This window comes from Arthrobacter sp. CAN_A212, assembly GCF_015752345.1.
Lineage (GTDB): Bacteria > Actinomycetota > Actinomycetes > Actinomycetales > Micrococcaceae > Arthrobacter_D.
The window spans coordinates 70,884-96,137 of the sequence record NZ_JADOUT010000011.1; the positions used below are offsets into that span (position 1 = coordinate 70,884).

Annotated in this window: 27 protein-coding genes; 10 read left to right on the forward strand and 17 right to left on the reverse strand. The window is 65.0% G+C overall.

The window, feature by feature from the left end:
• Window positions 1-17: 17 nt before the first annotated feature.
• Complete coding sequence (locus tag IWX64_RS10050; RefSeq protein WP_196866991.1) at window positions 18-1,052, reverse strand: lantibiotic dehydratase C-terminal domain-containing protein; 1,035 nt, start codon at window positions 1,050-1,052, stop codon at window positions 18-20.
• 87 nt (window positions 1,053-1,139) lie between these two features.
• The gene (locus tag IWX64_RS10055; protein ID WP_196866992.1) at window positions 1,140-1,343 is read right to left on the reverse strand and encodes a hypothetical protein; all 204 of its coding nucleotides are present in this window, start codon (window positions 1,341-1,343) and stop codon (window positions 1,140-1,142) included.
• Between the two features lie 380 nt (window positions 1,344-1,723).
• Between IWX64_RS10055 and IWX64_RS10060 the strand changes: the two genes are divergently transcribed.
• Window positions 1,724-2,692, forward strand: coding sequence for a helix-turn-helix transcriptional regulator (locus tag IWX64_RS10060; RefSeq protein WP_196866993.1), 969 nt, complete (start codon window positions 1,724-1,726; stop codon window positions 2,690-2,692).
• A 47-nt stretch (window positions 2,693-2,739) separates the two neighbouring features.
• Entirely contained in the window at window positions 2,740-4,035 is a 1,296-nt protein-coding gene (locus IWX64_RS10065) for an aminotransferase-like domain-containing protein (protein WP_312883892.1), read from the forward strand.
• Between the two features lie 7 nt (window positions 4,036-4,042).
• On the opposite strand, the gene IWX64_RS10070 is transcribed toward IWX64_RS10065, so the two are convergent.
• The 5 genes from IWX64_RS10070 to IWX64_RS10090 form a co-directional block, all read right to left on the reverse strand.
• Window positions 4,043-4,279 carry a hypothetical protein gene (locus IWX64_RS10070; RefSeq protein WP_196866994.1) on the reverse strand — a complete coding sequence of 79 codons (237 nt, stop codon included), beginning with the start codon at window positions 4,277-4,279 and terminating at the stop codon, window positions 4,043-4,045.
• A gap of 28 nt (window positions 4,280-4,307) precedes the next feature.
• Entirely contained in the window at window positions 4,308-5,660 is a 1,353-nt protein-coding gene (locus IWX64_RS10075) for a dihydrolipoamide acetyltransferase family protein (protein ID WP_196866995.1), read from the reverse strand.
• A gap of 9 nt (window positions 5,661-5,669) precedes the next feature.
• Window positions 5,670-6,644, reverse strand: coding sequence for an alpha-ketoacid dehydrogenase subunit beta (locus IWX64_RS10080; RefSeq protein WP_196866996.1), 975 nt, complete (start codon window positions 6,642-6,644; stop codon window positions 5,670-5,672).
• Window positions 6,645-7,817, reverse strand: a complete 1,173-nt coding sequence (locus IWX64_RS10085; protein ID WP_196866997.1) for a thiamine pyrophosphate-dependent dehydrogenase E1 component subunit alpha — start codon at window positions 7,815-7,817, stop codon at window positions 6,645-6,647.
• 118 nt (window positions 7,818-7,935) lie between these two features.
• Complete coding sequence (locus IWX64_RS10090; RefSeq protein ID WP_196866998.1) at window positions 7,936-9,075, reverse strand: histidinol-phosphate transaminase; 1,140 nt, start codon at window positions 9,073-9,075, stop codon at window positions 7,936-7,938.
• Between the two features lie 51 nt (window positions 9,076-9,126).
• Here IWX64_RS10090 and IWX64_RS10095 point away from each other — a divergent pair, with 51 nt between their 5' ends.
• The gene (locus tag IWX64_RS10095) at window positions 9,127-9,519 is read left to right on the forward strand and encodes a phage holin family protein (RefSeq protein WP_196866999.1); all 393 of its coding nucleotides are present in this window, start codon (window positions 9,127-9,129) and stop codon (window positions 9,517-9,519) included.
• A 35-nt stretch (window positions 9,520-9,554) separates the two neighbouring features.
• On the opposite strand, the gene IWX64_RS10100 is transcribed toward IWX64_RS10095, so the two are convergent.
• Window positions 9,555-10,805: a hypothetical protein gene (locus tag IWX64_RS10100; protein WP_196867000.1), complete on the reverse strand. Its 1,251-nt coding sequence runs from the start codon at window positions 10,803-10,805 to the stop codon at window positions 9,555-9,557.
• A gap of 8 nt (window positions 10,806-10,813) precedes the next feature.
• On the reverse strand, window positions 10,814-11,110 hold the full coding sequence (locus tag IWX64_RS10105) for a hypothetical protein (protein WP_196867001.1): 297 nt from the start codon (window positions 11,108-11,110) through the stop codon (window positions 10,814-10,816).
• A 175-nt stretch (window positions 11,111-11,285) separates the two neighbouring features.
• Between IWX64_RS10105 and purB the strand changes: the two genes are divergently transcribed.
• Both purB and IWX64_RS10115 read left to right on the forward strand, forming a co-directional pair.
• Window positions 11,286-12,716 carry an adenylosuccinate lyase gene (gene purB, locus IWX64_RS10110; protein ID WP_196867002.1) on the forward strand — a complete coding sequence of 477 codons (1,431 nt, stop codon included), beginning with the start codon at window positions 11,286-11,288 and terminating at the stop codon, window positions 12,714-12,716.
• 102 nt (window positions 12,717-12,818) lie between these two features.
• Window positions 12,819-13,739 (forward strand): AEC family transporter, encoded by a 921-nt coding sequence (locus tag IWX64_RS10115; RefSeq protein ID WP_196867003.1) that lies wholly within the window; start codon window positions 12,819-12,821, stop codon window positions 13,737-13,739.
• Between the two features lie 8 nt (window positions 13,740-13,747).
• Here the strand turns inward: IWX64_RS10115 and IWX64_RS10120 are convergent, their stop codons facing one another.
• From IWX64_RS10120 to IWX64_RS10145, 6 genes are all read right to left on the reverse strand, one after another.
• Window positions 13,748-14,257, reverse strand: a complete 510-nt coding sequence (locus IWX64_RS10120; protein WP_196867004.1) for a 2'-5' RNA ligase family protein — start codon at window positions 14,255-14,257, stop codon at window positions 13,748-13,750.
• Window positions 14,258-14,266: 9 nt separating this feature from the next.
• Entirely contained in the window at window positions 14,267-15,181 is a 915-nt protein-coding gene (locus tag IWX64_RS10125) for an FHA domain-containing protein (protein WP_196867005.1), read from the reverse strand.
• 3 nt (window positions 15,182-15,184) lie between these two features.
• Entirely contained in the window at window positions 15,185-15,436 is a 252-nt protein-coding gene (locus IWX64_RS10130) for a hypothetical protein (protein WP_196867006.1), read from the reverse strand.
• Window positions 15,437-15,593: 157 nt separating this feature from the next.
• Window positions 15,594-15,989: a phage holin family protein gene (locus IWX64_RS10135; RefSeq protein WP_196867007.1), complete on the reverse strand. Its 396-nt coding sequence runs from the start codon at window positions 15,987-15,989 to the stop codon at window positions 15,594-15,596.
• A 113-nt stretch (window positions 15,990-16,102) separates the two neighbouring features.
• The gene (locus IWX64_RS10140) at window positions 16,103-17,821 is read right to left on the reverse strand and encodes an alpha/beta-hydrolase family protein (RefSeq protein ID WP_196867008.1); all 1,719 of its coding nucleotides are present in this window, start codon (window positions 17,819-17,821) and stop codon (window positions 16,103-16,105) included.
• 90 nt (window positions 17,822-17,911) lie between these two features.
• Window positions 17,912-19,369 carry a cryptochrome/photolyase family protein gene (locus tag IWX64_RS10145; RefSeq protein ID WP_196867009.1) on the reverse strand — a complete coding sequence of 486 codons (1,458 nt, stop codon included), beginning with the start codon at window positions 19,367-19,369 and terminating at the stop codon, window positions 17,912-17,914.
• Between the two features lie 93 nt (window positions 19,370-19,462).
• On the opposite strand from IWX64_RS10145, the gene IWX64_RS10150 reads away from it, so the two are divergent.
• Window positions 19,463-20,518: a lactonase family protein gene (locus tag IWX64_RS10150; protein ID WP_196867010.1), complete on the forward strand. Its 1,056-nt coding sequence runs from the start codon at window positions 19,463-19,465 to the stop codon at window positions 20,516-20,518.
• 87 nt (window positions 20,519-20,605) lie between these two features.
• Here the strand turns inward: IWX64_RS10150 and IWX64_RS10155 are convergent, their stop codons facing one another.
• On the reverse strand, window positions 20,606-21,160 hold the full coding sequence (locus tag IWX64_RS10155; RefSeq protein ID WP_196867011.1) for a dihydrofolate reductase family protein: 555 nt from the start codon (window positions 21,158-21,160) through the stop codon (window positions 20,606-20,608).
• Window positions 21,161-21,213: 53 nt separating this feature from the next.
• A complete protein-coding gene (locus tag IWX64_RS10160; protein ID WP_196867012.1) occupies window positions 21,214-21,582 on the reverse strand; it encodes an ArsR/SmtB family transcription factor in 369 nt (122 codons plus the stop codon).
• Between the two features lie 109 nt (window positions 21,583-21,691).
• Between IWX64_RS10160 and arsB the strand changes: the two genes are divergently transcribed.
• Genes arsB through IWX64_RS10180 form a run of 4 tightly spaced genes read left to right on the forward strand, consistent with a single transcriptional unit; the run spans window position 21,692 to window position 25,253 of the window.
• Window positions 21,692-22,792, forward strand: coding sequence for an ACR3 family arsenite efflux transporter (arsB, locus tag IWX64_RS10165; RefSeq protein WP_196867013.1), 1,101 nt, complete (start codon window positions 21,692-21,694; stop codon window positions 22,790-22,792).
• Complete coding sequence (locus tag IWX64_RS10170) at window positions 22,785-23,198, forward strand: arsenate reductase ArsC (protein ID WP_196867014.1); 414 nt, start codon at window positions 22,785-22,787, stop codon at window positions 23,196-23,198. Before arsB ends, IWX64_RS10170 begins: the two co-directional genes overlap by 8 nt.
• Complete coding sequence (locus IWX64_RS10175) at window positions 23,195-24,559, forward strand: NAD(P)-binding domain-containing protein (protein ID WP_196867015.1); 1,365 nt, start codon at window positions 23,195-23,197, stop codon at window positions 24,557-24,559. The genes IWX64_RS10170 and IWX64_RS10175 overlap by 4 nt, the downstream gene beginning before the upstream one ends.
• Before the next feature lie 46 nt (window positions 24,560-24,605).
• On the forward strand, window positions 24,606-25,253 hold the full coding sequence (locus tag IWX64_RS10180; protein WP_196867016.1) for an arsenate reductase ArsC: 648 nt from the start codon (window positions 24,606-24,608) through the stop codon (window positions 25,251-25,253).
• Window position 25,254: the final 1 nt, after the last annotated feature.

Consider the following 25,254-nt stretch of genomic DNA (forward strand, 5'->3'; position numbering starts at 1 on the left):
TTGGGTACTCATCGCGCCTAGTTCTGGTCGTAGGAAGAGGCCTCCCGCTCGATGCTCCAGGAGCGGGCGTACAGACCGAGCACTCCCTCTTCGCGGGTGGTGAAACCCAGCCGGTTCAGGGTCGTATGCGCCTGGTAGACGGTGAGGTGTTGTGCGCTGCGGCTGACCCGCATCTTGTCGGCACGGTACAGGTAATTGTCGATTGCCCGAGCGTATCGGCGACGCCAGTTCTGTGCTGCCGACTCCGAGGCCGTCGCCGCCATCAGGCCGTGGAACGCGGGCACCCGGGCTGCAACCTGTGCCGACAACGCGTCCCTGACACCGCCCGCACGCGGCCCCAGGTCATTGGTGCACGTCCGTAGATGGCTGTCCCAGTAGAAGTCCCACGAGATGCGGCGGCGATCGGGCCACCCAGCCGACCGGGGACCCTTCATCATGGCGCGTGCCGAATCGAACAGGATCAGTGCCCCGAACGCTGAGCGGCTCTGCATCTTGGGGAAGCGTTTCGTGGCCCAGGCGGCGAGTTCCGAGGACAGCTCGAAGACTTCTTCGGCCAAGTGGAGCCCGTCGACACCCCCGTATTTCACCAGCTCGGCTTCGAGCCGCGGCTCGACGTCGATGGCTGCGACCTGCGAGGGAAGGGTTCCGGCGGGGCGGGAAAAGTGCTGGCGAACCCTCAGCTCAGATAGGACGCCGGCTGGGCCGGGCCCCGGGTGGCTGCGCAGTGGCCCATTGTCCGGTGCGTGGTTCACGCGGCCATCGGTACCCGCGGGCCTGCCATGCTGCAGTGCGGTGAGGAAGGACTGAAGTTGTGCGGTGACCGCGGGGCAGGCAAGGACGTGAAACTTCACCTGGGCACCGGCTGGTTCCTCACAGCGTGTGAAGAACCAGCGACTGGCACCCAGTTTTTGAGCCTGCGCCGCCAGTGGGGTAACCAGGTCTCCAATGATGCCGTCCGCTACATCGAAGCCACCGGTAAAAACGGAAAGGTGCCACCATTGAGCGCTGTCTGCTGTTCGTGAGGCGATGCGAACTGCTGTCAGCTGGCTCATGGCCCTTTCCTTCCGGATATATGGTCACCGCCACTGGGGCGAGTCTGTTGTGCTGTCGCGCCGATCAGATCCGGCGTGAACAGCGAGCTATTTGGGCCACTCCCAGTTGCTGGCCACCACGGTTTTGGGCCATTCCCAGTTGGCTGCGACGACCGTCTTCGGCCATTCCCAGTTGGCCGCGACGACCGTCTTCGGCCATTCCCAGTTGGCCGCACTCAGTGTTGGGCTTGCGGGCGCGACGACGCCGATGATGACAAGAAGTCCAGCTGCGGTCCCGATAATCTTCTTCACGAGATTCCCCTCCGAGTGGCTGCAAATGGTGCTGAACCGGCAAGGTGTAGCCGGTATCCCTACAATGCGGCGATCGCTCCGTCCCTGTCCAGCCGGATAACCACCCTGTTCCGGACATGGCCTAAAGCGGACTGGACGCGGTCTGGAGGCTTTGGCCTGCCGTCTCCGAAGGCTCCTGGAAACCGGCTCCGACATGGGAATCCGTTACATTTCACCGGTTTTCACGACAGCACGGAGCAATGATGTCATTAAGTGGACATGGCATGATTTACCCGGGTCATTTTTGGGTAAATGAGCCGGCATGGACGACAAATCGTTCGACGGTGAAACGTGTCTGTAGGCTACAGACAGGCGTGCCGCCATGCCGGGGAGGAAAGTTCATGCTTGACGGAATATGCCTGGAACTCTATCGCTACGCCGTCGCCCATCCGGGATGGACACGGCAGCAAGTTTCCGAGGCCCTCGGCTACACCCTGCGGGACATCGACGCAGCCATGGAGCAACTGACCCAGCGCAAGCTGCTCAGTGTCCACGCCTCGGACCCCGACGCCTACGTCGCGGTTTCACCTGATGTTGCGCTGGCTGACCTGGTGGACGCGGACGAGCGCCTGGTACAGGACCTCAGAAGCAGGATCAGCACCAAACGCCGGGAGCTATCCGGTTTGGTCCCGCTCTATCTGGAAGCCCGCAAGGAAGTGATTTCCAGCGCTTCGGTGGAGGTCCTGGAAGATCCGCATCTGATCCAGCGCGTCCTCATCGAGTACGGTCGAGACGTTTCGGAGCAGGTCCTGATGGCCGTTCCGGGCCAGGGCGCCAATGCGGACTTCCAGGAGGAGAACGTCCGGAAAGATCTCGACCTGCTGAAGCAGGGGGTAAGCCGGAGAAATCTCTACGATCTCAGTACCCGCGACCACATGCCGACCCGCAAGGCCGTCAAGCTGATCGCGGCAGCGGGTGGCCAGTTCAGGACACTCCCCTCCGTCCCTTTCCGGATGCTGATCTTCGACCGGAAGCTGGCTGTCGTGGCACGCCAGCTGAACAGCACTGACAAGGCGGCGATGATGATCCGGGATCCCAGCCTGGTCAGTGTTTTCATCAAGGTGTTCAATTCGACCTGGGAGTTCGCTGACCCGTTTGTGGCCGAGGAAGCAACCACCTCGGCGCTCAGTGGAACCCAGCAGGCCATCATCGTAGGACTGGCTGCCGGGTATTCGGACGAAGTCATTGCCCGACGGTTGGATCTCAGTGTGCGGACCTGTCGACGGCACATCGCGTGGATGCTCGAAACGCTCAAGGCCGACAGCCGCTTCCAGGCTGGGGCCAAAGCAAGGGACGCGGGCTGGATCTAAGGCAACACTCGTTGCTCATTGGTTAACCGCTGGCTTAGACTACGTGAGTGAACTCACAGGCAAAACTTGATCCGTCGTCCCTGCCCGCCGAAACCGAGGCGGCGCTCGTTCGTGCAGTCGACTCGGCTCACCGCCACGAGGCGTTGTTCTCCGATCGGGCTGCCAACATCAAGCAGTCGGCGGTGCGGGATGTCTTCGACATTTCCATCCGGCCGGGCCTGGTATCGCTTGCCGGAGGCAGCCCTTACCTGCGGTCCCTGCCACTGCAGGAGCTGGGCAACACGGCCCAGCGGATCATCGCCGAGCAGGGCCTCGAAGCCCTGCAGTACGGCGGCGGGCAGGGGATGGAGAAACTCCGCCAACAGATCTGCGAGGTCATGGCCGCGGAGGGGATCACTGGTGCTGACCCCGACGACGTGGTCATCACTACCGGATCGCAGTCGGCGCAAGACGTCGCCGCCAAGGTCTTCTGCAATCCCGGCGACGTCATCCTCTGCGAGGATCCCACCTACGTGGGTGCGCTGAACACCTTCGAGGCGTACCAGGTGGACGTCCAGGCGGTCGCGATGGACGACGACGGGCTGGTCCCCGAGGAACTGCAGAAACGGATTGCCGAGCTCCAGGCCGAGGGCCGCAAAATCAAGGCGCTTTACACGATCCCCAGCTTCAACAACCCCAGTGGCATCACCCTCGCGGCAGACCGCCGGCAGGTCATTGTCGACATCTGTACCGCCAACAACATCCTGATCCTGGAAGACAATCCCTACGGGATGTTGCGCTTTGACGGGAAACCGTTGACTCCCCTGCGGGAGGGAAACCCTGACGACGTCATCTACCTGGGGTCCTTCTCCAAGATTTTCGCGCCGGGTGTTCGGCTGGGATGGGCGCTGGTGCCCAAGCATTTGCACCGACGTTTCTATCTGGCCTGCGAGGCAGTCGTGTTGTGCCCGTCTCCCCTGACCCAGATGCTGGTCTCGGCCTACCTCAGCGACTACGACTGGCTGGGACACCTGGAAAACACGCGGGCGCTCTACAGCGAGCGGTGCTCCACGATGCTGGCCGCCCTGGAGCAGCACCTGCCCGAATCGGTGACGTGGACCCGCCCGGACGGTGGATTCTTCATCTGGGTCACCCTCCCCGAGGGCATCGACACCTACCCACTGCTCTACAAGGCGATCGATGCAGGAGTGGTGTTTATCCCCGGTGCCGCGTTCACGCCCTCCGATGAGCCGTCCAACAAGCTGCGGCTCGCCTTCAGCGCCGTTTCCAGCGAGGACATCGTCACGGGGATCGACAGGCTTGCCCCGATCCTGCAGGAAGCAATCGAGGCGAACCGTGCGTAAACGGAAGCTAGCGGTCCCGGGAACGCAGGCGATCCAGGACCACCGAGACGGCCAACAACAGGACGGCAAGAATCAGCAGCCGGACAACAAAATTCAGTTCGGGGAAGAGGAACTGCAGCAGGGTTGACCCAAGGAAGGCTGCCAGCAGCATCGGCAGCAACCGCTTCAGGTAGGAGCCGGTGGATGTCGGGGCGCTGGCGCGGTCGTGGTCGGGGCGCCGACTCGGTCTGGGATTATTTGTCATCAGGGTTTCCAGCCTAGGTGACAAAACGTCAGTCGAGCAGCAATGCGGGCTCCTCCAGGATGGATGCGACGTCGGCCATGAACCGCGCGCTGAGATCGCCGTCGACCACCCGATGGTCGAATGACCCGCCCAGCGTGGTGATCCACCGCGGGATGACCTCGCCGTCGAGCACCCAGGGTTTCTGTTTGATCGTCCCGAACGCCACGATGGCAACCTCGCCGGGATTGATGATCGGCGTCCCGGTGTCGATGCCGAGGGCTCCGATGTTCGTGACCGTCAGTGACCCACCCTGCATCTGCGCCGGCTGGGTTTTCCCCGCCCGGGCCGTAGTGGCCAGCTCGTTGAGCGCCACGGCGAGCTCCTTCAGGGTCAGATCCTGGGCGTCCTTGATGTTCGGGACCATCAGACCCCGGGGGGTCGCGGCGGCAATGCCCAGGTTCATGAAGTGCTTGACCAGGATTTCGTCACCAGCCCAGGTGGCGTTGACCGACGGGTTGCGGGCGGCGGCCCAGATCACCGCCTTGCAGAGAATGAGGAGGGGCGAGACCTTGATGCCCTCGAAGTCGCGTGATGCCTTGAGCCGTTTCACGAATTCCATGGTGCGGGAAGCGTCGACATCCACGAAGATACTGACGTGGGGTGCCGAGAAGGCGCTCTCCACCATTGCTTTCGCTGTTGCCTTGCGGACCCCCTTCACCGGCAGCCGTTCGATCCGCTGGTCCTGTGGTTTCTGCGGCGCACCCCAGAACGTGTTGGCACCATCCTGTTCGGCGTCGCGCTGCGCCTGATAGCTCAGGAGGTCACGCTTGGTCACCTCGCCGGAGCGCCCGGTCCCCTCAACATCGGCAAGATTGATGCCCAGGTCACGGGCGGCCTTCCGGACCGGCGGTTTGGCGAGGACCCGCGGGGTCGGGCCCACTTCGGCAGCTGGCGCGGTCGACGCCCGCTGAGGTGCCGCAGCAGGTTCGGTTGCGGGCCGTCGCGACCTCCGCTTCACCGAGTCGGCCTTCGGGCCGGTTCCGACGAGCGGGCCAGCAGCAGGTGCTTCCCGGGAGTCCAGGGGCTCGTCGGCGGTCGACGGGTTGGTGGCCGGCGGGGTGGCGAGCTCACCGGGCATCTGGGGCGCTGGGACGTCGTCGTCACCGTCGGCGACGGAGATGATCGGCGTGCCGACCTCAATGGTCTCCCCCTCGGCGACGAGCAATTCGGCGACGACGCCGGCGTAGGGAGACGAGAGCTCAACCAGTGACTTGGCGGTCTCGATCTCCACAATGATGTCGTTGACCGCAACTACAGTGCCGGTCCGGACCACCCAGCGCACAATCTCCGCTTCGGTGAGACCCTCTCCGACGTCGGGGAGGTTGAATGTGTTCAGTGTCATGGGGTTCCTCTAGTAGGCCAGGGCTCGGTCGAGGGATTCGAGGATGCGGTCGATATCCGGAAGGTAGTGATCTTCCATCCGGGCGACCGGGTAGGGCAGGTGGAATCCACCCACGCGCATGACGGGAGCCTGCAGCGACAGGAAGGCCCGTTCCGACACCCGTGCGGCCAGCTCACCGCCGATTCCCCCGAAGGTAGGTGCCTCATGAGCGATGATCAATCGTCCGGTCTTCTGCACCGACGCAGTCACGGTGTCGAAGTCCATGGGAGAGACCGACCGGAGGTCAATGACCTCGACACTGGTGCCGTCCTCGGCGGCAGCGTTCGCGGCCGCAAGGGCAACCGGTACGAGTGGTCCGTACGCCACCAGGGTGGCGTCAGTGCCTGCGCGGAGCACGTGGGCGGTGAACGGATTGCCCGGGGGTGTGGTGAGATCGACCTCGCCCTTCAGCCAGTAACGCCGTTTGGGCTCGAAAACGATGACGGGGTCGTCACAGTCGATGGCCTGCTGGATCATCCAGTAGGCATCCTGAGGGTTGGAGGGGGTGATGATGCGCAGCCCGGCCGTATGGGCGAACAACGCTTCAGGGGATTCGGAGTGGTGCTCGACGCTTCCGATGCCACCCCCATACGGGATCCTGATCACGACCGGAACCCGCAGCATTCCGTCGCTGCGGGCGTGCATCTTCGCCAGCTGGGTGGTGATCTGGTTGAAGCCGGGAAAGACGAACCCGTCGAACTGGATCTCACAGACTGGCCGGTAACCTCGCAGGGCCAAGCCGATGGCCGTCCCGATAATGCCTGACTCGCCGAGCGGTGTGTCGACAACGCGGTCGGCGCCGAATTCCGCCTTCAGCCCCTCGGTGACCCGATAGACACCGCCGAGCGCGCCGATGTCCTCACCCATCAGCAAGGTGGCGGGTGAGTCCTTCAGCGCGGCTCGGAGGCCCGCATTGATCGCCTTGGCGATGGTCATCACCGGCATCTATTTGCCCCCTTCGTCCGCCGGTACAAAACCGGCCTCATAATCCTGCCACTGCCGCAGCTCCTCCTGGACCAGCGGATGGGGCTCGGCATAGGCGGTGCCGAACCGGTGACTCAGATCCGGGGCCTCCATCGCCAGCACAGCCTTCCGGAGCCGGCCCGCCTGCTCCGTCGCCTCCCCTTCCAGGTCGGTGAAGAAGGAATCTGGGATCCCGGTGGCCCTGAGGTGGCTCTCCAGCCTGCGCAGCGGATCGCGGGGCGCCCAGGACTCCTCCTCAGCGGAGGCCCGGTACTTGGTGGGGTCATCGGCGGTGGTGTGGGCGCTCATGCGATAGGTGAAGGCCTCGATCAGCACCGGGCCGTTGCCGCGCCGGGCATGGTCCAGCGCCCACGCGGTGACAGCGTTGACGGCCAGGATGTCGTTGCCGTCGACGCGGATACCCGGAAAGCCGTAACCCGCCGCCCGCTCGGAGAGGGGTACCCGGGTCTGGACCTCCGAAGGCACCGAAATGGCCCAGTGGTTGTTCTGGCAGAAGAACACCACCGGCGCGTTGAATGAGGCAGCGAACACCATTGCCTCGTGGACGTCGCCTTCCGAGCTGGCACCGTCGCCGAAGTAGGCGACCGTCGCTGCTGCCTCGGCCCCCGGGTCGGTGGCGCGGTCACGCTGGATGCCCATCGCGTAGCCGACCGCGTGGAGGGTCTGCGCGGCAAGGACCAGGGTGTAGAGCTGGAAGTTGTGTTCCCGCGGGTCCCAACCTCCATTGGTGGTCCCCCGGAAGAGACGCAGGATGTCGGGGAGGTCAACCCCCCGGGTCAGGGCGACGCCGTGTTCCCGGTAGGTGGGGAAAGCGTAGTCTGCGGCTTGCATCGCCCGCCCGGACCCAATCTGGGCGGCCTCCTGGCCGGTGAGGGGCACCCAGAGGGCGAGCTGCCCCTGACGCTGCAGGGCTGTGGACTCCTGGTCAAAACGCCGGATCAGGAACATGTCCCGATACAGACTGGGGTAGATTTCCGGGTGCGGGGCGAAGTCGCTGAAACGATCATCCGGGACGAGGTGCCCGTCCTCGGTGAGCAACTGGACCATCGCCGGCTGATCCCGCCGGGATCCGGTCACTGCCCCCGGGGCCCGCCCGGGCTCAAGCCCGGCGGCTGTTGATCGCGCAACGTCCATATGTGCTCCCTCAGCGTCTTTATATACCTCAAATGGAATGTTTCCGGGCACATGCCATCCTGCGCATGTACCTCGTCCACCCTAGCGACGTGATCGTGCGCAACCCATTTATGACGTTCTACGAAACCCCTGGGCCGAACGGATAGGTGGCACACAGCTGGAGGAAGCGGGTGTTTGCCTCCGGCTCGCCGATGCTCACCCGGGCGCCTTCGGCGCCGAAGGCCCGCACCGAAAGCGCCTGCTGCTCCGCCAGCGCCCCAAATCCGGCGGTATTCTCCCCCAGGGCGAGCCAGACGAAGTTCCCCTCAGCGTTCGGGACCGTCCACCCCAGTGAACGTAGGCCGTCGACGACCCGCGTACGTTCATCGACAATTCCCTGCACGCGGTCCTTGACCTCGTCGAAGTGCTCGAGGGAGGTGACCGCTGCCTGTTCGGCGATCTGGGACACCGCGAACGGCACGGCACTGACCCTCAGGTGCTGGGTCAGCTCTGGCTGCGAGACGGAGTAGCCCACGCGCAGACCGGCAAGGCCGTGTGCCTTCGAGAAGGTGCGCAAAACCACCACGTTCTGATACTCCCGGTACATCGCCAGCCCGTCCACGGCCTCCGGATCGCGGACAAACTCCTGGTAAGCCTCATCGATGACCACAACGATGTGTCCGGGCACCCGACGCAGGAAGTCGCTCACGTCGGCCTGCAAGAGGGCCGGCCCGGTGGGATTATTGGGGGTGCAAAGCAGGATTACCCGCGTCCGGTCGGTGATTGCCGCCAGCATCGCGTCGAGGTCGTGGGTGCTGTCCTGCCGCAGCGGGATCTGGACCCCGACTGCCCCGGCCAGGCCCACGCAGATGGGGTAGGCCTCAAAGGACCGCCAGGGGTAAATCACTTCGTCAGCGGCGTCGTAGTCATTCTGCCCGGCGAAGGTGGCGAGGATCTGGTTGAGTGCCCCCAGGCTGCCGGCGCCCGTCACGATGTCCTCGGCGGGAACCGAGAGGAATTCGGCAAGTGCGGTGCGCAGGGCCGTCGTCATCGGGTCCGGATACCGGTTGATGTGGGTCTGGGAGGCAATGGTCGCCAACACCGAGGGCAGAGGCGGCAGCGGGTTTTCGTTGGAGGACAGTTTGTAGCTCTGCAGGCCCTCCACCACAACGGGTGGCTTGCCGGCGGCGTACCGGGGGAGGCGTCCCAGCACACTGCGGGGATGGACGGAAAGTTCCTGTGCCCCGGCGTCGTCGCCCTGGCGCTCTGGTGTTGTCATGGTCCCAGCTTATCGCTGGGCTTGCATCACGCCGTATGACAGCATGGGGTGATGCTGAAGTTCGTTGTCCGGATTCTGATCAATGCGCTGGCACTTTTTGTCGCGGCCTGGCTCCTCCCGGGGATTGCGGTCGGTTCCACGACCGCCGGTGAAGACACCACGGCGGTAGTCCTTTCCTACCTGTTTGTCGGCCTGGTGTTCGGAATCGTGAATGCACTCGTGCGTCCGATCGTCGCCCTCCTGTCCCTGCCCCTCACCATCCTCACCCTGGGTCTGTTTACCATCGTGATCAACGCTGGCATGCTGATGCTCACGGCGTGGCTGACCTCCTTCACGCCGATCCAGTTCTCGGTTGATGACTTCTTCTGGTCTGCCATCCTCGGGTCGCTCATCATCAGCGTGGTATCGATGGTCGCCGGATCACTCACGGGAACACGGCGGTAGGCGCCAGGGCTCCGCTTACCCCTCAGCGGGCCCAGTCATTCCTGCACCCGCTGGTCTGGCGGAGCAGTCTGATCACGGCGCGGCACTCGCCGTACCCGGAACACGTGGCGCTGAGCTGATGCCCGCCCGCCTACCGTACTTCCCAATACACCCAGGGTCGCGACAAGGGATGGGTGCACGCTGGCATCTGCAGTCTCAGCGCCGGCGAGGTAGGTCGAGAGCTTGTGCGCCGGGCCGAGCCCCTTTTCGCTGGCAGGAACCTCGTCGGCGGGCTCTGCCAGCGTTACGGTAACCCTGTTGCGCTCGTCGGGGTTGGCTGTGCCGTCCACCTGATGGACCCAGTCATCCGCATGTTCAAGGTGCAGGTATGTGCCGTCACCACTGGCTTCCCGTCCGGTGGGTGAGCCGGCGGTAAGAACCAGCTCCATCGAGTAGTCCTCGGCCACCTGCGGATGCCGGGCAATGTTGGCGGCATGCATTCCCCCCTGGCTGTACCCGACCATCATGACCCGATCCCCGTGGGAGGCGCCCGACTCCGCGAGCGCCCGATGGACAGCATCGGCGACGAACGTGCTGTCGTAGTGGACCGCCTCGACGATGCCGGTCGGATCGAACGGGTTGTCAGTGGCGGCAGCCGTTGTTCCCTGGGTGCCCGGGAGTACCACCACGAAGACCGGACCGTCGGGGCGTTGCACCTTGAGCACCTCGAAGACACCGGGGCCCTCTGCGTCCAGCGAACCGATCCGCTGCAGCATACCGGCTGCGGTCCCGTCCACGGTGGCGGTTGTGCCTGCAGGGACCCGGTCCAGACTAAGCGGCACGGGTTCCGCGAAATGGCCGGCATTGGCGGTCCCGATGAGCCTGCGCAGGTCATGTTCGATCAATCCTGCCCCCGCATGCGCGGCAGCGGCCGCCACCTGAGCCATCGCCTCGGCTGCCTCGTAGGCCAATCTGCAGTAGTCGATCCGGTGGGCAGAGTCCCGTAATTCGGCGTCGCAGCGGGAAAGCGCGGAGCGCGCCCCGTCGAGGGCGTCCACGGCGGCATGCCCGGCGCCATCGGCCGCCGCCTCGAATGACTTGAGGAGCATCTGCAGCCGCCATTGCAATTCGCCACACTGGTGCAGGATCTCGCGCAGTTCATCCGCCAGGGCCCCGAGAAGGTCCGCCCCGTGGCCAAGTTCGCTCCACTGGAAGCGGATGCTTCCCACCCCACCGCGCACCGCAATACCTCCGGGGCCGTGACCCGGGGGAAAGGGGATAGGGGTCAGATCAGGGGTCGCGGTCATGGGCTGTGTTACTCAAGAAACTGGCGGTACTCGTGAGTGCGGAGGGTCACGGCGAACGCGGCGACCCTCGCTGCGGACTCCCGGAGCTGCTCGCTGGCCAGCCGCACGCCGCCCACCTGCCCCGTCAGGTAGGCGCTGAAGTTCCGGCCAGCTGGCGACTCCCAGTCGAGGGTGGTCACCGTGGCCATGCGTGACGCCACCTCATCGACAGCCTCTGCATATAACAGCACCTGTGAGCTGATCGAGGCGGCGGCCGAGCTGTCCACAGCCCAGGGTTCGCACGACCAGTCCGCCGGGTAACTCACCGGTCCGTCCTCCCTCTCCCCTGATGCCCCATCGCTTCCTTCGCACGGTAGTGCCCGGTGGGCGCGACCGGCACCAGCAGAGTGCCCATTGTGGGCAGGGACAGTGCCGCCTGCGGTTGGGGAGGAGTTGTCACACGGGAGACCGATTCCCACGGATCATGGAATGATCGATGGTATGGCTGATACCGCACCCCCAAGGGTGAACCTCGCGTCGACATCCACCCCGTCGGGCCTTCCCCTGGCACTCGGCCCACTGGACGGCCGGTACAGCGGTGCAGTCGCCCCGCTGGTCGACTACCTCTCGGAAGCCGCCCTCAACCGGGACCGCGTCCATGTGGAGGTGGAGTGGCTGATTCACCTGAGCCGTCACGCCGTGCTGCCAGGGACAACTGCGCTGAGCGAGGACCAGGAAACGGCTCTGCGCACCATCGTCACCGCATTTGACGGCGGGTCGGTGGCGGAACTGGCGGAGCTTGAACGCGTCACCGTCCACGACGTCAAGGCGGTCGAATACTTCATTGGACGCCGGCTCTCCGAGATCGGCATCGCCCAGCTGAAACCGCTGGTGCACTTCGGGTGCACCTCGGAGGACATCAACAACCTGTCCTACGCGGTGGGCGTGAAGGGCGCCGTCGAGAAGGTCTGGCTTCCAGCCGCCCGCTCACTGACCCAACAGATCTCGGACATGGCCCGTGAGTCCGCGGCCGTACCGATGCTGTCACGGACCCACGGACAGCCGGCCACCCCCACCACGCTCGGCAAGGAACTCGCCGTCGTCGCCCACCGGCTGGACCGGCAGCTCCGGCGCATTGAACGCACCGAGTATTTGGGAAAGATTAACGGTGCGACCGGCACCTTCGCCGCCCACTACGCCTCGGTCCCGGATGCCGACTGGCAGAAAGTGTCCCGGGACTTCGTGGAAGGGCTGGGACTGACGTGGAACCCGCTGACGACCCAGATCGAATCGCACGACTGGCAGGCCGAGTTGTACGCCGATATGGCACGGTTCAACCGGATTCTGCATAATTTCTGCACCGATGTTTGGAGCTACATTTCGATAGGGTATTTCGCCCAGGTTCCTGTGGAGGGAGCTACCGGCTCCTCGACCATGCCCCACAAGGTGAATCCGATCCGTTTCGAGAACGCCGAGGCGAACCTGGAGATCTCCTGCTCGCTCCTGGACGTGCTGGGTGCAACCCTCGTAACCTCGCGGTGGCAGCGTGACCTCACCGATTCGTCGTCGCAGCGCAATATCGGGGTGGCGTTTGGCCACTCACTGTTGGCCCTGTCGAACGTGGCGAAGGGCCTGGAACGGCTCGACGTCGCCGGAGCGGTGCTCGCAGCTGACCTCGACTCGAACTGGGAGGTGCTGGGCGAGGCAGTCCAAATGGTGATGCGGGCGGAGGGGCTAGCCGGTGTGCCGGGGATGGACGATCCCTATGAGCGGCTGAAGGAACTGACCCGCGGGCAACGGGTGGATGCGGCTCGGATGCGCGAGTTCGTTGCTGGCCTGGGGCTCTCCCCGGCTGCTGAGGCACGGCTGATGGCGCTCACACCGTCCACCTATACCGGAATTGCGGAGCGGCTCGTCGACCATCTTGGCTAGCGCGAACGCCACGATCGCCTCACGGACGCGGACGACGACGGCGCGAAGCTCCCGGTTGCGGGGCGTGCGTCACCCGGAATGCATGTGTGGCTGGAGGAAGTGTTGAGCGGCGTACTGGCAGGTTTCGCGATCGTCGGTGCCGTGATCATGGCCGGCTATATCGCTGCCCGCCTGCGGATCGGCGGTCCGGAGACGGTCAAGGCACTCACCCAGACGGCCTTCTTCATCACCAACCCGGCGCTTCTCTTCACCATCCTGGCTCGGGCTGACCTCACCGCCGTCGTGTCCGCGTACCTGCCGATCGCCCTGATTACCGCTGTCTTCGCCGCGCTCCTGTACGTAGTTGTCAGTCGGATCTGGTTCCGCCGTCCTGCCGCGGAGACCGTGATCGGTGCCATGGGCGGGTCGATCGTCAACGCCAACAACATTGGCATTCCCATCGCCGTCTACGCACTCGGCAACGCCACGGCGGTGGCCCCTGTCCTGCTGGTGCAGTTGCTTATCCTCACCCCGCTGTACCTGACCATCCTCGATCTCTCCTCGGGGCGGAAACCATCGGTGGCCAACATCCTCACCCAGCCGTTCCGCAACCCGATGATCATCGCATCGTTCCTCGGCCTGGCCGTGGGCTGGGCCCAGCTCGACGTACCGCAGCTGATCTGGGAACCGTTGGAACTGCTCGGTGGTGCGGCAGTACCCCTGGTGCTGCTGGCGTTTGGCATGTCGTTGCGCGGTAGCCGGCCGTTGCGGGCCAGCGAGGGCCGCACCGAGGTCATCGTGGCCACGGTGATCAAGGTTTTCATCATGCCCGCGTCGGCCTACCTGCTTAGCAAGTTCGCCTTCCGGCTGGATGACGAACTGGTGTTCGGTGCCGTGGTGATGGCGGCACTGCCGGCAGCCCAAAACGTGTTCCTGTTCGCCGGCCGCTACAACCGGGGGCTTACGGTCGCCCGGGACGTGATCCTGATTTCCTCGATGTTGTCGGTGCCGGCCCTGATCGTCATCGCCTGGCTCCTCACCTAGGGGGCCGATCAGCCCAGCGCCGTGACAGTTTTTGCGCGGCTGTCCCACCGCCGCATCGCCACCAGCTGCCCCTCCAACATCGTCGTGGACAGGACCGCGAGCGCGTCGGCGAGGCGCTCCGGCGGCACAGCGTTGGCGAGGGTGATGTGCGGGACCCATACGTCCGGCAGTGTGGTGCCTGCGGGAGCATCGATCTGGCCGACGTCGTGCACGCGGCGGTGCAGCGCCAACAGGTCAGCGCCGCACACCACCTGGCGGGCCAGGACGTATCCTCTCCGGCCAGCGTTGAAAAGCAGGATACCGGAGCACCCGAAGGTCAGCGGAAACCCCGACCCCTCACCCACCCGGTCATCCCGGTCGGCGGTGATGGCCGGGGCTGCCACCAGGGTGATATGCGGCCGGTTATGCGGGGAGGTGTGGGACGCCCGGCTGGGCAGGCCAGCCGCGAGAAGGGCGTCCCAGTCATGACGGACGAGCTGCTCCGAGGCGTCGTCAAGGAGCAGCTCGATGCTATCCACCGGGCCGGCTCAGCGCGGGCGGCGGCGGAAGTCCCCGACGCCTTCCGAACCGTCCCCCTCGGAGCGTCCGGTCCGTGGATCAAATTGCGGCCGCTGGTACGCCAGCTCGCCACCGCTTCGGCCGCCGAACGGCCGACCATGATCGGCGTACTCCTCGCGGAAGTATGCGAGGCACCAGGGCCCGAGTTGAATCCGCGCGCCGGTCCGGAGCACCGACGGCCCGGCAGGGTTGATCCCGCCGCTGACGGGTCCGTGCGGAATCAGCACGTACTCGTCGTCGTCGTTGTGGACCACCTCGGCGTGCAGTTCCTCCAGCCCGGGCAGAAGCAGGTCGACGTCATCGGCGCTGCCGATCCTGGTGGTAGCGGGCAGGAGATTGAACTCGCGGGGCACCTGGCCGTTCCAGCTCGCGGAGTCCTGAACGAAGATCAGCCGGGCCCGCCCACTCCCGGGGGTGTGGTGGGTGGTGGTGACCTTCCGACGGATCATCCGGTTGACAGTGGGCACCAGCGGAAACGGTGTCGACGGCGGCACCAGGCCCGATGACGCCGACGACGAGGAGCTGCGGATGCTTTTCGCCAGCGGCGCGAGGGCACCGACGGATCCCAGCCGGATGTGCGGGGAGCGGGTCAGGAGCCGCTGCACCCGTGACACGTCGACCGCACCCAGGCTCACCAGGTTTCCCTTCGGACCCGTGACCGACACCGCGACACCCCTGCTAGCGAGGGACTTCGCGAGTTCCCGGACAGCTTCGAGGGTGGGCGCGGTGGTCCCACCAAACGCCTCGGGCTTGTCGAGGTAGACCTCCACCGTTGAACCGTTGGCTGTCACGGTTCCCGAGACGGTGGTTGAGTCCTGGTCGGCAGTTGTTGGATCGGTCACCGAAAACTGGAGATCAATCTCCAGCCGGATTTTCGCTCCCATGACTCAGCTGCGGTGGGTATCGGAACCCGCGGCGTCGTTGTCACTGGTGGTGACCCGCAGGGTTCCGTTCAACTTCCAGGTGGCGCGGGGCGCGTCCGGACCGATGTCCCGGGGCACTTCAACAGTCATATCGATGAAGCTGTAGTTCACCGCTGCGCCCTTGCCGGTGAGGTAGCTCCACATTTCCTCGGCGAGATCCGCCCAATCCCGGATGTTGTGGTTTCCCTGAACTTCTGGGGAGGTGTTTTCAGTCATGAGTGATTCCTTTAATGAATTCTGCACATTGACAGACGCCCTCTACCCGTCTGACGCTAACCATTCCACCTTAGTACGCAGTTGATCCGGCGACCAGCGGATCGGACTACTTTCATCAGGTCTCATTTGCGCAAGGACTACTTCGCTGGGCCGGACGCTAGTGTGCTTGTGCCTTGCGTTGCTCGCTTCTCTTCTCGAGGAAGATGGCGCCGAGGATCCACCCGCCGAGGGCGGTGACAATCCATACGATCAGGGTTCCAAGCACCCAGGCTGAGACTCCCCGAATCTGGAGGCCGCCGTCAAAGAACGAGGCAATGAACAGGGCGATCAGCGTGGTGACGAGCCCGATCCCTCCCAGGATGGGCGATGCGTATTGCCGCGCCATGTTGAACACGAATGGCCCCAAGATGCCCTGCGCGACTGCGAACACCAGGACGGCGACAATGAAGCCCGCTGGCTGCAGGATTACCCCGGGGACAATCCAGCTGGCGATGAGAAGACCGATGGCCGCAGTCACCAGATTGATGAGGGTATGGAAGAGAAACCGGATCATGAGGACCTCACTCGCTGGGACTTGCTTGCCGCTTGATGCGTCAATCGTTCCACCTCCGTCGCGGTCAAGGCTCACCCGTAGCGGGTGGTCTCAGGCGCTTGGGCACCCAGTGACTACTCCCAGATCGGATCGTGGGTGTCGATCCGTTCAATGACGGACTGGATTACTGCCAGCTGCTCGGAACTGCGGCCATGACCCGGTAGTACTTGCGCCCACCCATCGACTGCAACATCGCCAAAATTGTGGCCGTGGTTGGGCGGAACCGCTTCGCTGACCAGCATGTCGGTCACCAGGTGCAGGAAGGTCACCCCCGGAATCCACCGCATCGAATCGCTCACGTCAGCACCGCGACCTCCCGTCGCAGCAGGTCCGGCCAGCCACTCGGGCCGCTGAATCATCACCGCGGGATCAAGCCAGGTAATGGGGTCGGTGGCGTGCTGCAGGTATCCGAGCCGAGGTTGCCGCCATTCTCCACCGAGCTGCCCGAAGTCCCCCGGCTTGGACTGCCAGCGCACATCCCTGCCCTGTTGGTAGGTGGGTTGCCAGACGGGACTTCCCGCATCGCGGTTTTCCTGCAGGGTGCGCCACGGTTGTGAGTTTGCTGGTGGACCGGTGAACAGGGCGGCGTCGGTGCGGGAGAGCAGATCAGCCAGACCCGCGAAGCTGCCCTGCATTCCCTGCGCACCCAGGCTGAGTCCATACACCGCGAGGCGGGGCCTGGTGTCCTCAGGGAGTCCCTCCCAGCGCTCATACACAGCGTCGAAGAGGGCACGGCTGGAATCGGCGGCCAGTTCCGGATCGAACAGGAAGGACACCCAGCTGGGTTGAAAGGAGTACTGCATCGACGCTGTTGCCGTATCACCGCCGTACAGATACTCCAGTGAGGCGATGGCCTGCGGTTCGAGCCACCCGGACCCGGTGGGCGTCGCCACCAGCAACACCTCGCGGTCGAACCCGCCAGCACGCTCCAGTTCCTCGACAACCAGATCGGCTCGTTCCACCACACTCGCACCCTGCGAAAGTCCAGCGTAGACGCGAACAGGCTCGACGGCGGAGGTCCCCGTCACCGCCCCGATATTCGCTGCACTGGGTCCGCCACCGGCAAATGCACGCCCCTGGCGGCCCAGGCCATCCCACTCGAGCGCCGACTGGGGCGACCCCGATCTGGTAGCCACTGTCGGCTGTCCACTACCGGCGAGGGTCTGCGCATCGCGCCCCTCGTAGATCTGGCCGACGGCGACCAGTCCTGCACCCACCAGGACAGCCACCAGGACAACCGTCACTGCGAGTCCCGCACCCCGCCCGACCCAGCGGGCGGCCCGCGGCGACGCCCCGCGCCGGGCCACCACCCGTGACACCAGAGCGCGGACCCCGGAAATCCCACGGAAAATCCCGAAGCACAGGGCGCCCGTAGCCAGCATGCTCAGGAAGGCGGCCAGGTACCCGGGCCCATCAATCGGCTCCATCTCCACCAGCGCACGGACCTCGTTCTGCCATGACATCACCAGCGCCCCGTACCCGACCGCATAGGCGACCACACCGGCGCCCACCATGAGCCCCAGCCGCACCGCGGATCGCGGCGGTACGGTCGCCCTGGGCTGTCGACGGGGCGCGACGGGCCCGAATCTCCGGGCTGCAACGCGGCCCAGGCCACGGAGGGCGAACCCCAGCTGGAAGCCGAGCATGAGCCACAGTCCCGCAAGGAATCCCTGGAACACGGTGGGCCGGGGCACCAGCGACGGGGTCAACGCCAAGGACGCCAGGGCCAGGGCACACAGCAGGTTGATCCAGTTGTCCCGGAGGTAGACGGCGCCGCTCTGAAGAAGCCTCACGCCCCTGATTATGCCGCTAGGTGAGGGTCAGTGGGTGAAAGGTCGCGAGCCTGGCTGCTGTAACAACCGGTGGGGATGCACTCCGTTGCCTCACAACCACCGCCCTGCTTCCGCCCGCAGGCGGGCCTTCTTCTCGTCGTCGAACTTGTCGTAGAGGCTCACCATCATCGACGAACGGGGGTTGCGGCTGAACACTTCGCGGTGGTCGCTGACGAACTGCCAGTACAGCGCGTCCCAGCTGTCCTGCCAGGGGCCGGCCGGGAAGTTGCTCATTTTCTTCAGGTAGTTGCTGCCGCTCACGTAGGGCTTGGTGGTGATCATGCTCCCGGCCGCGTACTGGCTCATCGCATAGACGTTGGGGACCATCACCCAGTCGTAGGCGTCAATGAACATGGCCATGAACCATTCGTTGACGGCGTCAGGGTCGATCCGGAGCAGTGCCATCGCGTTGCCCAGCACCATCAACCGTTCAATATGGTGCGCGTAGCAGGTGTCCGCGACGCGCCGGATGACGACGTCGACCGGCTCCAGCCCGGTCTCCCCGGTCCACCAGCCGTCGTCGAGGGTGCGATCGAACCCGAGGGTGTTGCTGGTGCGCATTTCTCGGCCCCGCAGCAGATAGGCGGCCCTCATGTACTCGCGCCAGCCGATGACCTGCCGGACGAACCCCTCGACGCTGGCGATCGGCGTGTCATGCCGACCAGCATGGTCCAGGGCCACATCCATCACCTCTAGCGGGCTGAGCAGCCCGAGGTTCAGGCTGGAGCTCAGCGCCGAATGGAACAGGAAGGAATCGGGGGCGGAGATGGCGTCCTCGTAGGGGCCGAAGTTGGAGAACCGGTCGTTCAGGAACGCCTCGAGCGCACCAGCGGCCTGCTGGTGGGTGACCGGCCAGTTGAACTTCCCGGCAGTGCCCGGATTGTCGGGGAACTCCCTGGCCACCCAGTCGATAGCGTCCCGTACCGCGTCGTCGGGGTCGAACCGGGGCAGCTCCGGCACCGTGATCCCCCGGGGGAGCTTCTTCCGGTTCTCGGTATCGAAGCTCCAGCGCCCACCGACCGGGCCGCCGTCGGGCTCAACCAGGATGCCGAGGCGGAGCCGCTGCCACTCGTAGAAGTTCTGCATCCGCCAGCCGTTGTTCCTGAAATATCCCGTGAGATCGTCCGGACTCAGCAGGAATCCCGGGCTGATCTGGATCTCCGGGGACAGTCCACGCTCGCCAAGAGTCGCGGCGAGCCGCTGGCTCAGCCAGTCGTCGACGACGTCGAAGTAGCTACACCCGGTGGCGTCGAATTCGCCGAGCAGGGTACCCAGGCGGTCCTGACTGGAAGCCTCAGCCGAGGACTCCAGGTAGTCCACGGTGTAGCCGGCGTCCCGCAGCCGCTGCGCAAAGAGGCGCATGCTGGCCCGGTGAAGCACCAGCTTCTGTTGATGAAAGCGGTAGTGCCGGAAAAAGAGGTCGTCCTCCACCATGATGAAACGGTCCGACGTGGGCGCCTCGAGGTGCTCCTCGAAGAGCTGATGTGGGAAGACCAATTGGACGTGCACTGCGGCTCCTTCTCCTGCACCCTTGGTGCATCTGCTCCGCTGCAATGCTTGCACACCGGCAACGCCATGCGGGCTGTTGCTAGGGTGTTGAGTATGACTCGATTCGCTGTTCATGTTGCCTGCGCCGATGCCCAGAGCATTGACACCTTCCAGCTGGACACCGGGGCAGGGGCCCTGACGTCCGGCCCGTCCCTGGCGTTGGAGTCAAAGGTTCAGTGCCTCGCGATGCACCCCGAGGGCCGCGTCCTGTATGCCGCGCTGGCCACCAGCCCGCCGACGGTGCGATCCCTGACCATCGGCGGACGGGACGGCGCCCTCACCCCTGGCCCGGACGCGGACCTGCCGGCGGGAATGGCGTACCTCAGTGTCAGCCCGGCGGGCAACGCACTGCTCGGCGCCTCCTACAACGACCACCTGGTCAGTGTGATGAACCTCGACGCCGACGGCGGCATCCTTTCCGACACCACCTCCACCGAGGCACCGGGTGAACATGCCCACGCTGTTGTCACCAGCCCCGACGGCCGGTTTGCCTACGCCACCGCCCTGGGTGATGACCTGATCGTGTGGTGGACCCTGGACCCGGTTACCTCTGCATTGACCAACCGCGGCCAGATTGCCACCCCGACCGGCAGTGGACCGCGGCACCTCCGCTTCTCGCCTGCTGGGGACACCCTGTATGCGCTCCACGAGATGTCGGGGGAAATCGCAGCCTATGCCCGGGATGCCGGGAGCGGGGCCCTGATCGAGCAGCAGCGGATCTCCTCGGTGTCCCCTGAGCTGAACCTCGTGCCGGGTCGGGTCCGGGACGGGTCCGGGCCCGAACCCGCCGCCAACGCCATCTGGTGCGCTGAACTGCAGGTCTCGCCCGACGGTCGCTTCCTGTACAGCACCGAACGTTCCAGCAGCACGATCGCCGTCGTCGCGGTTGGTGCCGATGGAACACTGGCCCTTGTCGACACCGTTCCGACCCAGGCGCAACCCCGCGGGATGAACATCGATCCGACGGGTGGGTTCCTTCTGGCGTGCGGGGAGGCTTCGGGTGGACTGACTCTCTACGCGATCGACCCGGAGAGCGGCGGGCTGCGCGAACGCGAGAGCCTGGACTGCTCGGCGGGGCCGCGGTGGATCGAGTTTTCGCCGCTTACCTAGGTTCCACCGGTCCGGAAAAGTGGCGGAGCAGCAGCCTAGTGGTAACTCCACCACTGGTATGCGGCCCCGCCACTTTCCTGTGGCGCTCTAGCCAGTTTTGACCCGGTAACGGGTCTGGACGGCGCCTCCGGCGAGCACCTTCGTTTCCTCGTGGGTCAGCGGGATATCGGCCGGTAGGGAACCGAAGAGGGGTTTGCCGTCGCCGATCAGCACCGGCACCCTGGTGAGGGTCAGCGTGTTGATGAGGCCCTTTGCCAGGAACGTCCGGACTGTCCGGCCGCCGTCGACGTAGACGTGCCGGGCGCCGTCCTCGTCGAGCCGGGCCAGTGCCTCCGCAAGGGACTTGACCACCACGATCCGGGGGTCGGCGGACTCCAGGGTGGTGCTGAGCACCAGAACCGGGGTGTCCCCGTAGGGCCATTCGCCGAAGGATTTCACGATCTCGTAGGTGCTGCGTCCCATTACCAGGTGGTCAACCAGCTGCATGAACTCGGTGAACCCTGCCGCCTCGGGATCATTTGCGCCGTCAGCCGGAGTGTCGGCGCTCCCGGTAAGCCAGTCGAGGGCATTGTCGGCGCGGGCAATCATCCCATCGACGCTCATCCCGATAAAGACGTGCCCCTGCCAGACACTGTTCTCCATGGGGTACTCCTTCCAGCGGTAACCCGCCGTATTTTCCGCAGTCCAGCCCCGGGTCAGGGTACCAGAGGCCAGGGGCGGCCGGTGAGCGCTCCGGCGAGGCTGTCCAGAGCGCCGGGAACCAGCGAATAGTAGGCCCAGACGCCGCGCTTCTCCCGGGTCAGGACACCCGCGTCAACGAGGATCTTCAGGTGGTGCGAGACGGTCGATTGCCCGAGATTCAGTGGTTCGGTGATGTCGCAGACGCAGGCCTCGGAGTTCTCGCTGGAGGAGATAATCGACACCATCCGCAGCCGGTTGGGGTCAGCGATGGCCTTGAACTGTGCAGCCAACGACGACGCCGTCTCCTTCGACATCGCCGGCTCGCCCGTGGGGGTGCAGCAGGCGGTCAGGGTGTCGGGGTGTCCAGTCACTGCGGTAGTCATCCATCCATTATGCACCGACATTGACATTCGTCGATGTGTTGGGAAATACTTCAGGCATCGACGACCATCGATTTATTGATGGTCATCCCACGAAGTTCATCGGAGCCCCTTGAGTACCCAAACCCTTCCTGCTGCCGAACCGGCCGGCAGATTGTCCACACTCGATCGGCTACTCCCGGCCTGGATCATCGCCGCCATGGTGCTGGGCATCGCCCTCGGTCAGTTCGTTCCCGGCATGGCCGGCGCCCTTGACTCACTGGCCATCGGCTCGGTGTCCCTGCCCATCGCCGTCGGCCTGCTGGTGATGATGTACCCGGTACTTGCCAAAGTCCGCTACGACCAGACCGGCGCGGTGATCAAGGACCGGAAGCTCATGATCACCTCGCTGGTGATCAACTGGGTCGCCGCGCCGGCGTTCATGTTTGTTCTGGCGTGGGTCTTTGTCCCTGACCTGCCCGAGTACCGCACCGGCCTGATCATCGTGGGGCTCGCCCGCTGCATCGCCATGGTGATGATCTGGAACGATCTTGCCTGCGGCGACCGTGAGGCGGCAGCGGTGCTCGTCGCCATCAACTCGGTTTTCCAGGTCTTCGCCTTCGGCGCGCTGGGCTGGTTCTACCTGCAGGGACTCCCCAGCCTGCTGGGACTGCCAACCAGCAGTGCTGACTTCTCCTTCTGGGCCATCACCCTCAGCGTCCTCATTTTCCTGGGCATACCGCTGCTGGCCGGCTTCCTGACCCGGACCATCGGCGAGCGCGCCAAGGGGCGTGACTGGTACGAAGAACGGTTCCTTCCCAGGCTTGGGCCCTGGGCCCTCTACGGACTGCTGTTCACCATCGTGATCCTCTTCGCCCTCCAGGGCGATGAGATCCTCGCCCGCCCGCTCGACGTCGCCCGCATCGCCCTGCCCCTCCTGATCTACTTCCTGGTGGTCTTCGCCGCGGGCATGGTGATCGGCAAGCTGATGAACCTCGGGTACGCCAAAACCACCACGCTGGCGTTCACGGCAGCCGGAAACAACTTCGAATTGGCCATCGCGGTCGCCATCGGCACCTACGGGGTGACGAGCGGCCAGGCGCTGGCCGGTGTCGTTGGGCCCTTGATTGAGGTTCCGGTCCTTGTTGCACTGGTCTATGTAGCCCTGTGGGCGCGGAAGCGCTTCTTCGCCACCGAACCCCTGACACCCGCAAAGGAAAGCTCACATGTCTGATTCTCTGACCAAACCCTCGGTCCTCTTTGTCTGCGTCCACAACGCTGGCCGTTCACAGATGGCCGCCGCCTTCCTGACCACCCTGTCCGAGGGCAGGATCGAGGTGCGCTCCGCCGGATCACAGCCGGCCGACTCCATCAACCCGTCGGCGGTGGAGGCGATGCGCGAAGTCGGCATCGACATGTCCGCCGAGATCCCCAAGGTTCTGACGGCCGACGCCGTGAAGGACTCCGACGTCGTGGTCACCATGGGCTGCGGCGATGAGTGCCCCTATTTTCCGGGCAAACGTTACGAGGACTGGGTGCTCGAGGACCCGGCGGGCAAGGGCGTCGACTCTGTGCGCCCGATCCGCGACACCATCAAAGGCCGCGTGGAGGCCCTGATCGCAGAGCTGCTCCCCGCATGAGCGCTCTCCCAGTCGTCATCATCGGTGCGGGTCCAATCGGTCTCGCCGCCGCGGCCCACACCCTTGAGCGCGGGTTGCAGCCGCTGATCTTCGAGGCCGGCCCGACGGCGGGAGCCGCCATCAGCGACTGGGGCCATATCCGCCTGTTTTCCCCCTGGCAGTTCAACGTTGACGCCGCCGCACGCCGCCTGCTGGAGCCCACGGGCTGGACTTCGCCGCGGGGCACAGCGCTCCCCTACGGCTCCGAACTGGTGGCCGACTACGTGGAGCCACTCGCCGCCGTGCCAGCGATCGCCGAGAAACTGCACCTCAACACCCGGGTCATCGCCGTGACCCGCCAAGGCATGGACAAGACCCGCATCAAGGGCCGCGACACCCAACCGTTCCTGGTCCGGGTCGAAGGCCCCCACGGCGTCGAGGACCATCTGGCCCAGGCGGTCATCGATGCCTCCGGGACCTGGCACCGGCCAAACCCCCTCGGCCAGGGTGGACTCCCCGCCCATGGGGAAACCGCTGCGCGGCAGTTCATCACCCGACCGCTGCCGGACGTCACCGGTGCGGACCGGGAGAAGTTCGAAGGCAAGCGGGTGATGGTGGTGGGCGCCGGGCACTCGGCCGCGAATACCCTGATTGCGCTGGGCCAGGTAGCCAGGGCTTCCGGCGCCACGTCCATTATCTGGGCCGTCCGCGGCACCGGATCCGCGGAACGGCTCTATGGAGGCGGCGACCTCGACGGGCTGCCAGCACGGGGCCAGCTTGGCGCCCGGCTGCGCAAACTGGTCGACGACGGCGTGGTGGAACTCAGGACATCCTTCACCATTACCGGCTTCACGGCGGGCGACGCGCTCACCGTCCACACCGCCGATGACGCCGTCGAGGTGGACGTCCTGATTCCAGCTACAGGCTTCCGCCCGGACCTGGACATCCTGCGCGAACTCCGTCTGGAGCTGGACCCGGCAGTGGAAGCTCCGCGTGCGCTCGGACCGCTCATCGACCCCGAGTTCCACAGTTGCGGCACCGTGCCTGCCCACGGCGCGAAAGAACTCGCCCACCCCGACAAGGATTTCTACCTGGTCGGGATGAAGAGCTACGGCCGGGCCCCCACGTTCCTGCTCGCCACCGGCTATGAGCAGGTGCGGTCGGTGGTGGCGGAGATCGCCGGCGACACAGCCGCCGCCGACGACGTCCAGTTGGACCTCCCGGAAACGGGAGTCTGCAGCACCGATCTGGGCGGCTCCTGCGACGCTCCCGCACCGTCTACGGAAGCCGGGACCGACAGCTGCTGTGGTGCCGACCAACTGGTGACCATTGGCGTCCCGACTGGAACGCTGCACGGTCGATCGAACGACCCCGACTACTGATAACCCGCCGGACACCACACCGACGATTCGCCCCAAGGAGCAGCTGATGTCCACCCGACCCAACCCGATGCCCGGCTTGATCAACGACGATCATGTGCTGCACCGGATCAGCGCCGAACTGGCCAAGAAGTTCGACGGCGTATTCAGCCCGGAGATGGTGGACCGTTACGTTTTTGAGTCGTATGCAGCCCTCGCGCGGACCGCGAAGATCAAGACCTACCTCGCGTCGATCACCAAGCATTTCGCTGAAGACCGGCTGGACGCTCTGGCGCACGCCCAGGGCATCCGTCCCAGCGGTAAGCCTGAGGTCCTTTTTGTTTGCGTCCAGAATGCCGGCCGCTCACAGATGGCGGCAGGCCTCCTCAGGCACTACGCCGAGGGTCGCGTCAACGTTCGCTCAGCCGGCTCGATGCCAGCAGAGACACTCAATACGAATGTCGTGGAGTCCATGAACGAACTCGGGATTGATCTTGGAGCGGATTTCCCGAAGCCCCTGACCTACGATGTGGTCCGCGCCGCCGACGTCGTCATCACCATGGGCTGCGGCGACACCTGCCCCATCTATCCGGGAAAGCGCTACGAGGACTGGCAGGTTGAGGACCCAGCCGACTTGGACCCTGCCGGAGTCCACCGGGTGCAAAACAACCTGGACGATCGGATCCGTAGGCTGGCGGCCGAGCTGTTGGATCAGTAGC